At 69.8% G+C, this 13847-nt stretch carries 10 protein-coding genes and 1 pseudogene; 5 read left to right on the top strand and 6 right to left on the bottom strand.

Annotated features, from left to right (window positions below; all coding sequences use genetic code 11):
• Positions 1 to 34 precede the first annotated feature (34 nt).
• A complete protein-coding gene (locus OG943_RS25280) occupies positions 35 to 2791 on the top strand; it encodes an ATP-binding protein (RefSeq protein WP_328603397.1) in 2757 nt (918 codons plus the stop codon).
• Positions 2792 to 2815: 24 nt separating this feature from the next.
• Here the strand turns inward: OG943_RS25280 and dnaE are convergent.
• Positions 2816 to 6370 (bottom strand): annotated as a pseudogene (gene dnaE, locus OG943_RS25275) (DNA polymerase III subunit alpha).
• A 714-nt stretch (positions 6371 to 7084) separates the two neighbouring features.
• Here dnaE and OG943_RS25270 point away from each other — a divergent pair.
• On the top strand, positions 7085 to 7783 hold the full coding sequence (locus tag OG943_RS25270; RefSeq protein WP_328603396.1) for a response regulator transcription factor: 699 nt from the start codon (positions 7085 to 7087) through the stop codon (positions 7781 to 7783).
• A gap of 189 nt (positions 7784 to 7972) precedes the next feature.
• Here the strand turns inward: OG943_RS25270 and OG943_RS25265 are convergent, their stop codons facing one another.
• The 5 genes from OG943_RS25265 to OG943_RS25245 form a co-directional block, all read right to left on the bottom strand.
• Complete coding sequence (locus OG943_RS25265) at positions 7973 to 8851, bottom strand: LLM class flavin-dependent oxidoreductase (protein WP_328603395.1); 879 nt, start codon at positions 8849 to 8851, stop codon at positions 7973 to 7975.
• Between the two features lie 10 nt (positions 8852 to 8861).
• Positions 8862 to 9245 carry a SchA/CurD-like domain-containing protein gene (locus OG943_RS25260; protein ID WP_328603394.1) on the bottom strand — a complete coding sequence of 128 codons (384 nt, stop codon included), beginning with the start codon at positions 9243 to 9245 and terminating at the stop codon, positions 8862 to 8864.
• A 38-nt stretch (positions 9246 to 9283) separates the two neighbouring features.
• On the bottom strand, positions 9284 to 10033 hold the full coding sequence (locus OG943_RS25255; RefSeq protein WP_328603393.1) for an SDR family NAD(P)-dependent oxidoreductase: 750 nt from the start codon (positions 10031 to 10033) through the stop codon (positions 9284 to 9286).
• A complete protein-coding gene (locus tag OG943_RS25250; RefSeq protein ID WP_328603392.1) occupies positions 10030 to 10959 on the bottom strand; it encodes an amidohydrolase family protein in 930 nt (309 codons plus the stop codon). Before OG943_RS25250 ends, OG943_RS25255 begins: the two co-directional genes overlap by 4 nt.
• Before the next feature lie 193 nt (positions 10960 to 11152).
• Positions 11153 to 11581: a MarR family winged helix-turn-helix transcriptional regulator gene (locus OG943_RS25245; protein WP_328603391.1), complete on the bottom strand. Its 429-nt coding sequence runs from the start codon at positions 11579 to 11581 to the stop codon at positions 11153 to 11155.
• A 121-nt stretch (positions 11582 to 11702) separates the two neighbouring features.
• Between OG943_RS25245 and OG943_RS25240 the strand changes: the two genes are divergently transcribed.
• From OG943_RS25240 to OG943_RS25230, 3 genes are all read left to right on the top strand, one after another.
• The gene (locus tag OG943_RS25240) at positions 11703 to 12092 is read left to right on the top strand and encodes a nuclear transport factor 2 family protein (protein ID WP_328603390.1); all 390 of its coding nucleotides are present in this window, start codon (positions 11703 to 11705) and stop codon (positions 12090 to 12092) included.
• 7 nt (positions 12093 to 12099) lie between these two features.
• Entirely contained in the window at positions 12100 to 12726 is a 627-nt protein-coding gene (locus tag OG943_RS25235) for an NAD(P)-dependent oxidoreductase (RefSeq protein WP_328603389.1), read from the top strand.
• Positions 12727 to 12832: 106 nt separating this feature from the next.
• On the top strand, positions 12833 to 13834 hold the full coding sequence (locus tag OG943_RS25230; RefSeq protein ID WP_328603388.1) for an alcohol dehydrogenase catalytic domain-containing protein: 1002 nt from the start codon (positions 12833 to 12835) through the stop codon (positions 13832 to 13834).
• The last annotated feature ends 13 nt before the right edge of the window (positions 13835 to 13847 follow it).

Here is a 13847-nt window from a genome sequence, read left to right as displayed (position 1 = left end):
CCTCGAGCGCTCCGGATCGCCTTAGGGTTGACCAGTGGACGAGCTGTTCGGGCGGGACGAGGAATGCGACCGGCTGACGGAAGCGCTCGACGCCGTTCGAGGCGGGGTGAGCGCGGTCGTAGTGTTGCGGGGTGGGCCCGGGGCCGGCAAGAGCGCGCTCCTCGACCGCCTTCAGTCCCTGGCCGGCGGTGATTTCGAGATCATGCGCTTCGACGCCGTGGAGTCCGAGGCCGAGCTCGGTTTCGCCGCCCTGCACCACCTGCTCAGACCACATCTGGCCCACCTGCCGAAGCTGCCCGATCCGCAGTGCGAGGCACTCAGCCAGGTCTTCGGGCTCCACGAGCGGACCACCCCGCCCGACCGTTTCCTCGTCGGGCTCTCCTCGCTCGGGCTGCTGACCGGGCGCACCGACGACCGGCCGCTGCTGTGCCTGGTGGACGACGCCCACTGGCTCGACGAGGAGTCCGCCGCGGCGCTCGCTTTTGTGGCCCGCCGCCTGTACGCCGACTCGGTCGCGATGGTGTTCGCCGCCCGCGACCAGGTCGACCGCGTCGATCACCTGGCCGGGCTACCCGAGCTGACCGTCGCCGGCCTCGGCACGGATGCGGCCGGCCGGCTCCTGAAATCGGTGGTTCCCGGGGTCCTGGATCCGGCGGTCCGGCTCCGGATCGTCGCCTCCACCGGTGGCAACCCGCTCGCCCTGATCGAGGCGGCCAGGGAGCTGCGCGGCGATCAGCTCAGCGGCGAGGCGCCGTTACCGGAACCCGTCCCGCTCGGACGGGCGCTGGAACAGCTCTACCTGCAGGAAGCGGCGGCGCTGCCCCCGCGGACCCGGACTTTGCTGCTGACCTCCGCGGCCGATCCCACGAGTGATCCCGCCATGCTGTGGCGGGCCGGTCCGGAACTGGGCTACGACGCGAGCGACGCGGCGGCCGCCGAAGAGCGGAGCCTCCTGTCGATCCGCGAGACGGTGAAATTCCGTCACCCGCTGATCCGGTCGGCGATCTACTACGGTGCCCCGCTGGCGGAGCGCGCGAGGGTCCACGCCGCCCTGGCCGACGTCGCCGGCGACCTCGGCGAGGCCGACCTGCGCGCCTGGCACCTGGGAACCGCGGCGACCGGACCGGACGACCTCGTGGCCGCCGAACTCGAACGCGCCGCCGAACGCGTCCGCGATCGCGGTGACTGGGCCGGCGCTTCGACCCTGCTGGCCCGAGCAGCCTCCCTGACGCCGGACCTGCCGACCCGGGCCCGTCGCCTCCTGGGTGCCGCGGAGGCCAGCGCCGTGGCCGGTTCGCCTGGGAGAGCCCAGGCCCTGCTCGACGAAGCGGCCGCCAACCGTAAGGACCGGCGCGACAACGGCCTGATCCAGCGCGTGCAAGCGCGGATCCACCGGCTGACGGGCGCTCCGGCCGCCGCGACCTACGCCCTGGCGACGGCGGCCCGGGAACTGGGCCCGGTCGACATCCGGCTGGCTCGCGACATCCTCGTGGAGGCACTCGTCCAGGCGCAGATCAGCGGTTCACTCGCGCCGCAGGGGGCTTCACACCTCAGCGTCGCCGAGACGGTTCGCTCCCTGCCGCTGCCCGCCGGAATGCCGGCCACGGCCGGCGACGTGGTGCTCGAAGCCGAGACGGCGCTGCATCTCGACGGACTGGAGCGGGCCGGCCCGATGCTGCAACAGGCCATCGACGCGGTACAGCACGAGCGGGCGACGGCGCCCGAGCTGTTCCAGCTGCTGGCCGCGGCCTGCTCGCACGCGACGATGCTCGGCGACGACGTCGCCCTGCACGAGCTGGCCTGGCGGCTGCACACGGAAGCGAAGCGTCGGGGCGCCGTCATCCCGATGGCCTTGGCGCTCAGCCACACGGCGGTGTCCGAACTGATCGCCGGACGCCTCGCGGAGTCGGAGCGCCTGTTCGACCAGCGCGCCGCATTGGAGGAGGCCCGGGGCTCGCAGCTGTACCTCGGCGCCCTGCTCATCGCCGCGTGGCGTGGCCGCTTCGAGGAGGCCCGCGCGCTGTCGGAAGCCGTTCAGGAGCACGCTTTCCGCACCGGCCAGGGATACCAGCTTGTCTTCTGTGACTACGCGCGCAGCGTGGTCGATCTGAGCCAGGGCCGGTATCACGAGGCGTACCTGGCTTTGGCGGGCCAGATCGGGGACACGTGCCAGGTCAATTTCGCCCTCGCCGACATGGCCGAGGCGGCGATCCGCTGCGGCCGGGACAACGAGGCGGCGTACGTGAGGGAACGCCTGTCCCGGCTGGCCACCAGGACACCCACCCCGGGCCTGCTCGGCGACCTCGCCCGCGTTCAGGCGCTGACCGTCACCGACCCTTCGGCGGCGGAAGAGTTCTACCTACAGGCTATTCAGTATCACGAGTGCACCCGGGGCCCGGTGCGACGAGCGCGAAGCCACCAGCTGTACGGGGAATGGCTTCGCCGGGAGCGCAGAATCAAGGAGGCCCGTTACGAACTGAGGGCCGCCCACGAACTCTTCGACGCCATGGGCGCCGAGGGATACGCCGCCAGAACAGCACAGGAATTGTCGGCAGCCGGTGATCCGGTGCAACACGGAGCGCGATCCCGGAACGCCGGCAGCGACCTGACTCCCCAGGAGGCCCGCGTCGCCCGCCTGGCCGCCGGCGGGGCCACGAACGCGGAGATCGCGGCCCAGCTCTACCTCAGCGTGCACACCGTGGATTACCACCTGCGGAAGGTTTTCCGGAAGCTCGAGGTCCATTCCCGGCGTGAGCTGTCGGGCCGGCGAGATCGGATCGCCTCGGTGTAACGGCTGGGTGGAAGTAGCCCCCGCTCAAGGCGCCACAGTGATGCCGTGAATGGATTTCAGCTCGCCCAGTAACATCGACGTCACCTTCACCGGGTAGTCGTCGATCGCCAGAAGCCGGTTCCCCAGTTGAATGCGAACTGGGGTTTCCCCCTTGTGCGCGAGCAACGTTTGCTTCAGCTCCAGCACTACCGGCAACGACAGCTTTTCCGCTTGCGCGAGCAGCACGAACGGCGGTTCCTCGCCATCGCTTCCGATTGCCGAGAGATCGATCGGCACCAGGCCGCCGCCGAAAACGGACATCTTGTCCTCCCTCCAGTTGACCCGGCCCTTGACCAGTACCACGTTGTCCTCGACGAGGTCGGCGGCGAACATCGAGTAGGCCCTGGCGAAGAACAGCACCTCCAGGGAGGCGTCCATGTCCTCGACCGTGCAGATCGCCCAGGATTCACCCCGCTTGTTGACCCGCCGCTCCAGCGCGGTGATCAACCCGGAGATGACCACCTCGCCTTCCTTCGGCGGGTCGTTGAGCAGGCCGGCGATCGGTTTGGGGGCATGTTTGCGGAGGAAACGCTCGGCGCCGTCCAGCGGGTGTGCCGAGACGTAGAGCCCCAGCATTTCCCGTTCGTAGGCGAGCAATTCCTTGTGCGGGTACTCGTCCTCGCCGAGTTTCAGGTGCGCGAGCGGAGACGAAGAGGCCGCGGCCTGTTCGTCGTCGCCTCCGGGGCCGAACAGGTCGAACTGGCCCATCGCCTCTTGGCGCTTGAGCGGCACCACGGCTTCGACCGCCTGCTCGTGCACCTGGATCATCGCCAGGCGCGAGTGGCCGACGGAGTCGAACCCGCCCGCCTTGATCAGCGATTCGACGACCCGCTTGTTACAGGCCGCGAGCTCGGACTTGTCGAGGAAGTCGGTGAACGAGGAGTACTTCCCCTTCTCCGCGCGGGTCTTGACGATCGAGTCGACGACGTTCGCGCCGACGTTGCGCACCGCGCCCAGGCCGAACCGGATGTCGTCCCCGACGGCCGCGAACCTCAGCGCCGACTCGTTGACGTCCGGCGGCAGCACCTTGATGCCGAGGCGGCGGCATTCGGACAGGTAGATCGCGGACTTGTCCTTGTTGTCGCCGACCGAGGTCAAGAGGCCGGCCATGTACTCCGGCTGGTAATTCGCCTTCAGATAGGCGGTCCAATAGCCGACCAGGGCATACCCTGCCGCGTGAGACTTGTTGAACGCGTATCCGGCAAAGGGCAGGATCGTGTCCCACAGGGCTTGTACTGCCTCGGTGGAATAACCGTTGTCCTGCATTCCGGCCTGGAAGCCGTCGAATTCCTTCTCGAGCACCTACTTCTTCTTTTTACCCATGGCACGACGCAGAACATCGGCTCGGCCCATCGAATACCCGGCCACCCGTTGCGCGATCTGCATGATCTGTTCCTGATAAACGACCAGGCCATGGGTTTCGGCCAGAATCTCCCGCAACGGCTCCGCGAGCTCCGGATGGATCGGCTCGATCGGTTGCCGGCCGTTTTTGCGGTCGGCGTAGTTGTTGTGCGTGTTCATCGCCATCGGGCCGGGCCGGTAGAGCGCGTTGACGGCCACGATGTCCTCGAAGCCGGTCGGCCGCATACGACGCAGCAGGTCCCGCATCGCGCCACCGTCAAGCTGGAAGACTCCCAGGCTGTCACCGCGCGCGAGCAGGTCGAAAGTGCTGGTGTCATCCAGGCTCAGGCGGTCGAGGTCGACGTCTTCGCCGCGGTTGGCCTTGATGTTGTCGATCGCGTCGCCGATGACCGTGAGGTTCCGCAGGCCCAGGAAGTCCATCTTCAGCAGGCCGATGGCCTCGCAGGACGGGTAGTCCCAGCCGGTGATGATCGAGCCGTCGTCGCGCTGCCAGAGCGGGATCGCGTCGGTCAGCGGCTCGCTGGACATGATGATGGCGCAGGCGTGGACGCCGGCGTTGCGGATCAGGCCTTCGAGGCCGCGGGCGGTGTCGAAGATCGTCTTGCACTCTTCGTCGGTCTCGACGAGCGCGCGGACCTCGGCGGCCTCCGCGTAACGCTCGTGGCTCTTGTCGACGATGCCGGAGAGCGGGATGTCCTTCGCCGCGACGGGCGGCGGAAGGGCCTTCGAGATCTTGTCCGCGATGGCGTAGCCGGCGGATCCGAAATGGACTCGCGCGGAGTCCTTGATCGCGGCTTTGGTCTTGATGGTGCCGAAGGTGATGACCTGCGCGATCCGGTCGACGCCGTACTTGTCCGTCGCGTACCGGATCATCTCGCCACGGCGGCGGTCATCGAAGTCCATGTCGATGTCCGGCATCGAAACCCGTTCCGGGTTCAGGAACCGTTCGAACAGCAGGCCTTGCTCGATCGGGTCCAGGTTCGTGATGCGCAGTGCGTACGCGACCAGCGAACCGGCGGCGGAACCCCGTCCGGGGCCGACGCGAATGCCGGCCTCGCGGGCGTGCCGCATGAGGTCTTCCGTGATGAGGAAGTAGCCGGGGAATCCCTTTTGGACGATCACCTCGAGCTCGAATTCGGCCCGGTCCCGGTACACGGCCGGCACCCCGTCCGGCAGGCGCCATTCCAGGCCCGCCATGACATTGTGCCGCAGCCAGCTGCTCTGGTCGTGTCCGGCCGGGACTTCGAAAACCGGCATCCGGTCGGTGTGCGCGTAGACGTCCGCGTAGGACTGGACACGCTCGGCGATCCACAGCGTCGAGTCGGCGGCGCCGGGGACTTCCTTGTCCCAGTACCCGCGCATGTCCTCGGCGGACTTCAGGTAGTAACCGTCGCCGTCGAACTTGAAGCGGTTCGGGTCGTTCAGCGTTTTGCCCGCCTGCACGCAGAGGAGCGCGGAATGGGTGGCGGCCTGGTCCTTGGTGACGTAGTGCGAGTCATTCGTCGCCAGCGGCTCGAGGCCGAGGAGCTTGCCGACCTCGAGCAGGCCCTCGCGCACCGACCGCTCGATCGGCAGGCCGTGGTCCATCAGCTCGAGGAAGAAGTTCCCGGCGCCGAAGATGTCCTTGTAGTCCGACGCGGCCTGGATCGCCGCTTCCTTCTGGCCCAGCCTCAGCCGGGTCTGCACCTCGCCCGACGGGCAGCCCGTGGTCGCGATGACGCCGGCGTGGTTGTCGGAGATCAGCTCGCGGTCCATCCGGGGCTTGCGGTAGTAGCCCTGCATGCTCGCCAGCGAGGACAGCTTGAACAGGTTCCGCAGGCCGGTGGCGTTCTCGGCGAGCATCGTCAGATGGGTGTACGCACCGGCGCCCGAGACGTCGCCGCCCTCGCCCAGCTCATCGGCGCCACGCTGGTTCGACTGACCCCAGAACACCGGCTTCTTGTGGAACCGGCTCTCCGGCGCGACGTACGCCTCGATGCCGATGATCGGCTTGAGCCCGTGCTTGATCGACTGCCGGTAGAACTCGTCGCCGCCGTACATGTTGCCGTGGTCGGTCATGCCGACCGCGGGCATGCCCAGGCGCGCCGCCTCCTTGAACAGGGGAGCGATCTTCGCCGCACCGTCGAGCATCGAGTACTCGGTGTGGACGTGCAGGTGGACAAAGGAATCGTTCGGCACTCACCCTCCTCAGCCGTCGCTTCTTGGCGTACCGGGGGCAGTGAACTCGCCGCGAGGCGGTGACGTCCAACAACCGACACGCGGCGTCGACAACCGTTCGTTGTGCCATGGCCGCGTTGCCGGTCTCAGCTCGTACGCGCCGACCGGAGCGGGGCGTGGCCGGCCTCGGCATCGCGAACGTGGTGAACCCGTGGCGCTCCGCCAAATAGCGCATCAGCCGGTCGTGTAACAGGCGGTGATCGCGAAATGCGCGGAAGTATCCCGACCCTTAGTTAATTTCCCAGGCAACGAAAAAATGATCTTATCCAGATTGGTAAGCCTGCGGTAACGCTTCTTCGCAATCTACGGCTCGAACATGCTCTCCCGGTCTCGCGGGCACGTCGATGCCGGCCGCTCGCCACTGCCGCCTCGACCTGCGCGGGTGTCAACTCTCGCACCGGCTTGGAGTCGCTCTCAGATGGACTCACCGCCGCAGATGTGACCGCTAACAGTGGCGATCTCGCCGGACCCGGTCCGCCGTGCCGGGCCGGAAATAGCGATCTTGAAATGGTCTCCGTTCCGGACGGTCGCATCATTGGCGCGTAACTTTCCACCCATGCCGCCGCACTGTCCCGGTATGCTGTCAGTTGATCCGGTGCATGACCTGGGGGGTCGTTACACACAGGAAGGGGTCCGGCACCGGCGGGTCCGGCAGCGGCGTGCGGCCGGACCGGCATGCCGGCGGAAGCCGGCACAGGACCTGGGGGCGCGATGAGTGCAGGGCAGGTTGAAGCTCGGCCGATTGAGGTAGTGATAGCCGACGACCATCCGCTGTATCGGTCGGGAGTCAAGACACTGCTGGAGAGTGCGGGCACCTGCCGGGTCGTGGGCGAGGCCCGCACCGGCGGTGAGGCGGTGGGGATGACCGGGCGGTTACGGCCGGACGTCGTGCTGATGGACGTGAACCTGCCCGATATCAGTGGTATCGAGGCCACCCGGGCGATCGCGACCCGCAACCCGGACACCGCGGTGGTCGTGGTGACCATGTCGGAGGACCGCGACACGTTCCTGTCCGCCATGCGCTCGGGCGCCCGCGGCTACCTGCTCAAGGGGGCGGATTCGCGCGAGCTCAAGCGCGCCATCGACGTGGTGTGCGCGGGGAGTGTCCTGTTCGACTCGCACGTGGCCGACTGGGTGGTCGAGTACCTGACCCAGCCGCCGGCCTCGCAGGACCCGTTCCCGGACCTGACCACACGGGAGCGGGCGGTCTTGGAACTGGTCGCGGACGGGAAGGGAAACGCGGTGATCGCGCGGGAACTGGGGCTGTCGGTCAAGACGGTGCGCAACTACCTGTCGCGGATCTTCGCGAAACTGCGGCTGGTGGACCGGACCGAGGCGGCGGTGCTGGCGCGGCGGGCGGGGCTTGGCCGCTGAGCGCTCGGCCGGGAATGACGCGCGGGCGGTGATCCGTGCGTTCGACGAGCGAGGATTCACCGCGCTGAAACCGAAATGGAGCGGGGCCGGCCGGACCGAATTCGGTCCGGCCGGCCCCGCTCCATGATCTGGAAGCTCTGCCGCAGCACGGTCTTCTGGCTTTCCTGGCGCCGCCGTTTCCTCGTGCGATCAGACGGTGAGGGCCTCCGGGAGGGCGGCGCGGAGGAGCTTGAGCTGGTCCAGGTCGGCCGAACAGGGGACCAGGATCAGTTCGTCGCAACCCGCCGCCGCGTAATCGGTCACGGACTGGCGGACCGCATCCGCGCCGATGGCGGTGCTGTTGACGACCGCTTCGGCGTAGGGCGGGGCGAAGCCGTAGTAGTTCCGTAGGTAGGAGTTGGCCAGTTCGGCGGCGTCGTCGCCCAGGCTGAAGTAACACAGTGCGTGCAGGGTGGGGGTTTCCGCGCGGCCGGCGCTCTCCCACGCGGTGCGGAAGGCCTGCGCGCCGTGGCGGAACATGCCGAGGCCGCCGCTGCCGCTGATCCAGCCCGCGCCCTCGGCGGCCGCGCGGCGGACGGCGCTGGGGGCGTGGCCGCCGAAGACGAGCCGTGGGCCGCCGGGCTGCGCGGGTTTCGGGCCGACGCCGCCCGCGAACCCGCGACGTTCGCCCGCCCAGAGCGCGCGCAGTTCGGCGAGCTGTGCGTCGAAGCGGGTGCCGCGGCCCGCGTGTTCGGCACCGGCGGCCTGGAAGTCGTCCGGGCGGGCGCCGACGGCCAGGCCCAGGGTGAGCCGGCCGTGCGCGAACTGGTCGACGGTGGCGGACTGCTTGGCCAGCAACGCGGTGCTGGTGTGCAGCGGCGCGATGAGGATCGCCGTCATCAGCCGCGCACGCTCGGTCACCGCGGCGGCCGCGGCGAGGGTGGTCAGGGTCTCGTGGTTGTCGTAGACCAGCCGGTCGAGGGAGGCCAGGGTGCTGAACCCGGCGCGGTCGCCCTCCACGGCCCAGGTGAGCAGGTTGTCGGCCGCCGTGCCGGGGATCCCGTTGGGCAGCCCGAGTCCGATGCGCACGCCCGCCCCCTCAGACCTGGGTGGACAGCGGCTCGTCGTGCCTGCGGGCGAGCACGCACTCCAGCGCGGAGTCGCGGAAGAACGCCCGCGCGCCCTCGGGGGTCACCATGTCGCGGGGCTTGGCCAGGTGCTGCTCGAGCTGCTGCTCGAACGCGCGCACCTCGGGCTGCCTGCTCATGTGCGCGGCCACCACCGGCAGCACCCCGTCGACCTCGATGACCCGCACGGCCATCTCGCGGCCGACGAACGCCATCGTGCCCAGCAGCCTGCCGACCACGGTGCCGTCACCGTCGCTCACGTCGAACGCCGGGCGGCCGCTGGCGCGGAACAACTCCTTGACCGTTTCCTCGCTACCGGGCTTGAGCGGGTAGAACAGCGCGTGCCACGTTCCCATGACTTCAGCTCCTTCGGATTTGATGGTGTGCTCGGCGCTCACTGGCTCGCGGTGACGCCGCCGTCGACGTAGAGCACCTGGCCGGTGACGAACCGGGCCAGGGGGGAGATCAGGTACAGCACCGCACTGGCCACCTCGGCCGGTTCGGCGAAGCGGCCCAGCGGGATGCGCGAGCGCACGCCCGCCAGGAACCCCGGGTCCTGGGCGGCGGCCTCGACGAACTCGGTGCGCACGAACCCGGGCGCCACGGCGTTGACCGTGATCCCGTGCTGCCCCCATTCGGTGGCCAGCTGGCGCACCAGGAAGTTCAGCCCCGCCTTGCTGGCCCCGTAGGCGGTGAACCCGCGCCGCGTGCCGAGCGCGCCGCGCACGGAGGACAGGTGGAGCACGGTCCCCCGGGTCCCGGACTCGATCATGTGCGCGCCGACCGCGCGGGAGAGCAGGAAGGCGCCGGTCAGGTTGGCGTCCACGATGGCCCGGAACTCCTGCTCGTCGAACCGCTCGGCGGGCATGGTGGCCAGCCTGCTCGCACAGTTGACCAGGATGTCCACACCGGACAGTGCGGCGACGGTCTCGCCGACGGCCGCGGTGATGCCGGCGCTGTCGGCGATGTCCAGCTCGACCGCGACCGCGTCGGCGCCCTGCTCCCGCAGCCGCGCCGCGAGTTCCCCGGCCTTGTCCGGCGACCGCCCCGCGACGGCGATCCGGGCGCCCTGATCGGCGAGCTGCTCGCAGATCACCGTGCCCAGCCCGCCGTACCCGCCGACGACCAGCGCCCGGCTGCTCACCGCGTCCCCAGCCCGAACAGGGCGCGCGCGTTGCCCGCCCGGACCCCGGCCAGCTGCTCGGCCGTCAGGTCCACATCGGACAGAAGGTCGAGCGCCCGGTCCAGCGGCGTCGCCAGCGGCGGGGAGTCGGTGCCGAACAGCAGGTGCTCGGGCGTGAAGACGTTGGCGGCGGCGGAAAGCGCGTTACCGCTGGGGGTCGCGGTGTCGACGTGGATCCGGGCGAGCAGCTCGCTGAACCGGGGTCCCTCGGTCTGGGCGCGCTGCTGCGCGAGGTCCAGCTTCTCCGGCAGCAGGGCCAGCGCCCCGCCCGCGTTGGGCGCGATCAGCTTGAGGCCGGGGTACTTCACCAGCCACCCGGCCGCCAGGATCGCCGCGACCCCGGCGGTCACGTCGCACGGCCGGCACACGTGCTCGACCAGCCCCACGTTCTTCCCGAACGCCCCGGCGCCGACGGGCTCGGCCGGCGGGTGCAGCAGGATCGGCGCCCCGGTCTCGGCCGCCATCGCGAACGTCGCCTCCGCCTCCGGCGCGTCGAGGTACCGGCCGCGCACACTGGTGTTGACGATCAGCCCGACGAACTCGTCCTGCGCGAGCCGCTTCTGCGCCCGGGCAAGGGAATCGTCCGTCGCGAAAGGATTGTGGTAGACGTAGCCGCGCAGGTGGCCGGGGTGGGACCGGACGGTCTCGGCCAGCCACTCGTGGAAACCCTCGATCTGCTCGACGGTCTGCGCGTAGTTGTCGAGGCCGGGCACCGGGAGCATCGTCCCGGCGCCGACCGGGCTGCCGACGATCGTGAGCCCGATGCCCAGTGCGGCCTTGCGCTCGATCATCCCGTCGACGTCGCCGAGGCTCGGCGGCATCGGAAACCGCTTGAGCAGCTCCGGCGGCGTCACGTGGCCGTGCACGTCAATGATTTCAGTGCTCATGCCTCTCCCATCGCGTGTCTGGGACGAGCCTGCCCGCGGCTCATCCCGTCCACAGGGGCTCCCCGTCACCGGGGATCAGGGAATGCTTCCCGCCCGCCGGCACCCGCGGCGCGGAGAGTGCGACGGCATGGCTGTGCCCTTGCTGCGAAAGGAGAATCGGCGTCGCCGGACTGATCGGAGAGGACTCGGCCGGCTACGGCGCCACGTTCTCGCGCAGCTTGGTCAGCAAGCTGATCAGGGCGGTGGTCTCGGTCTCGTCCAGACCACTGCGCAGCCGCTGGTCGAATGCCACCGCGACGCCGCGCAGGGTGTGGAACAGGGACTCCCCGCCGGCGGTCAGCTCCACCAGGTGCACGCGCCGGTTGGCCGGGTCGCGGCGGCGGACCAGCAGGCCGTCGTTCTCCATCGCGTTCAGGTGATGGGTGAGGGTGGCGTCCTGGATGCCGACCGCCGCCGCCAGCTCCCGCTGGTTGGCAACGGGCTGGGTCTTGAGGGTGATCAGGACCTGCCACACCGGCAGGCTGCCACCGGCGTCCGCCATCGCCTCCTCCATGGCGCGGCCGACGGCTTTGGCGCTCTGGGACAGGACCAGGCCCAGCGGGGGGTTCGCGAGGAAGTGCACCGGGTGAGCGTACCAAACGTTCGATATCTAATGATTTGACATCGTACGGTTCGATGATAGCCTCGACGGCGCGAGATTCCATTCCGCAGCACTGATTCCGCTGCAGAGTCCAGGGGAGACGATGAGCACCGAGAAGAAGATCCAGGAACTGGTGGACAACTGGGCGGCGGCCGAAGTGGCGGGAGACGCCGACGCGCTCGCGGCGCTGGCCGTGGACGACTTCACCGTCGTGGGCCCGGTCGGGTTCGTGCTGCCCAAGGACCAGTGGCTCGACCGCTACCGCAGCGGGTCGCTCAAGACGAGCAAGCTGTCCGTCGAGGACCTGTTGGTCCGGGAATACGGCGACACCGTCGTGGCGATCGGCAAGCACACCCAGGAGATGGCCTACCAGGGCCACCCCTCGCAGGGCGAGTTCCGGATCACCCACATCGCCGGGCGGCGCGGTGACGACTGGCTGCTGGTCGGCCAGCACCTGAGCCAGATCCGCGACCCGCGCGCGCAGCAGGGCTGACGGTGCCGTGCGCCTGGCCGTGTTCGGAGCGACCGGGGGTACCGGTCGGCAGGTTGTCGAGCAGGCGCGTGGTGCCGGGCACGAGGTGACCGTATTGGCGCGTCGCCCCGAGGAGTGGAGCACTCCCGGGGTCGACGTGCTGCCCGGCGACGTGCACGACCCGGACGCGGTGCGGCGGGTGGTGTCCGGCGCCGGGGCGGTCGTCTCGGCGCTGGGCATCGGCATGCGCAGGCACGCCACCACGGTCTACTCACACGGCACCGCCACCATCGCCGGGGCCATGCGGGCCGAGGGGGTGCGCAGGCTGCTCGTGGTCTCGACCAGTTCGCTGGCGCTGCCCCGGCCCCGGCAGGTCGCCGAGTGGGCGATCGCGAAGTTCTTACTGCACAACATCTTGCGCGCGCCCTACGCCGACATGGCCGAGATGGAGCGGGCCGTCCGCGACTCCGGTCTGCAGTGGACAGTCGTGCGCGCGGCGCGGCTCACCGACGGGCGGCGCAAGCCGTACCGGGTCTCCTGTGAGGGCAAGCTCACCGGCTGCTGGTCGATCTCCCGCGCCGATCTCGCCCACTACCTGCTCACCAGTCTCGACGATCCGGCCACCTTCGGGCGGGTCGCCGAGATCGCGCACTGACCCCGGCCGGCTGGGACGTCCTCCCAGCGCGGTGGGACAGGAGTCCGGGGCCGCCCGGCGCGTCTCGCGGCATGCTGGGGCCACGCTGGATCGACCAGGAGGCGACATGCGGGTACGACAGGTCCACATCACCGACCAGGGCGCACGGGACTTCCTCGAAACGCGCGCCATCGACCTCCCCGAGCCAGGGCCGGGCGAGGCCACCGTGCGCATCGAGGCCGCGGGGGTGTCCTACGGCGACCTGCTGCAGCAGCGCGGTGTCATCCCCGGTGGCCCCAAACCGCCGTACGTCCCGGGTTTCGACCTCGTCGGCACGGTCGAGCGGCTCGGCTCCGGCGACTCCACCCTCCACATCGGACAGCGGGTGGCCGCGCTGGTCCGGGTCGGCGGGTACGGCGAGGCGCTCACCCTCCCGGTCGACCGGCTGGTCCCGGTGCCCGAGGGCGCCAAGCCGGTCGACGTCGCCGCGGCCGCGCTCAACTACTTCATCGCCCACCAGATGCTCCACCGGGTGGCCCGCGTCGAGCGGGGCAGCCGGATCCTGGTGCACGGCGCGTCCGGCGGGGTCGGGTTCGCCTTCCTCCAGCTGGCCGCGCTCGCCGACGGCGTCGAGGTGTGGGGCACGGCGTCGGCGGCGAACGCGGATCTCCTGCGCGCCAACGGGGCCACGCCCGTCGACTACCGCGCCGAGGACTTCACCGAGGTGGTCCCACGCGGGCTGGCCGCCGTGTTCGACCCGATCGGCGGCACGCACTTCCGCCGGTCGTACTCCCGGCTGGCGCGCGGCGGGGTGCTGGTCGGCTACGGCCAGAACGACGTGCTGCGCGGCGACCGCAAGAACATGCTCGTCGGCGCGGTCGGCTTCCTCGGCGGCATCGTCGCCCCGAAACTGCTGCCCGACGGCCGCAAGACCGTGTTCTACAACGCCTGGAGCCTGGAAAAGCCGCAGCCGCAGGCCTACCGCGAGGATCTGGCGGCGGTGCTCGACCTGGTGGCGGGCGGCCGGATCGGGCCCACGTCGGTCACCACGCTGCCGCTGGACGACGCGGCCAAGGCGTTCGACGCGCTGCGCGAGCCGGGGCACGGAAAACTGGTCCTCACCCCCTGACAACGGAAGGGCG

It is taken from the genome of Amycolatopsis sp. NBC_00345 (assembly GCF_036116635.1).
In the GTDB taxonomy this organism is placed as follows: Bacteria; Actinomycetota; Actinomycetes; order Mycobacteriales; family Pseudonocardiaceae; genus Amycolatopsis.
The sequence above is the reverse complement of the archived record's forward strand: the minus strand, read 5'-3'. Positions and strand labels throughout refer to the sequence as shown.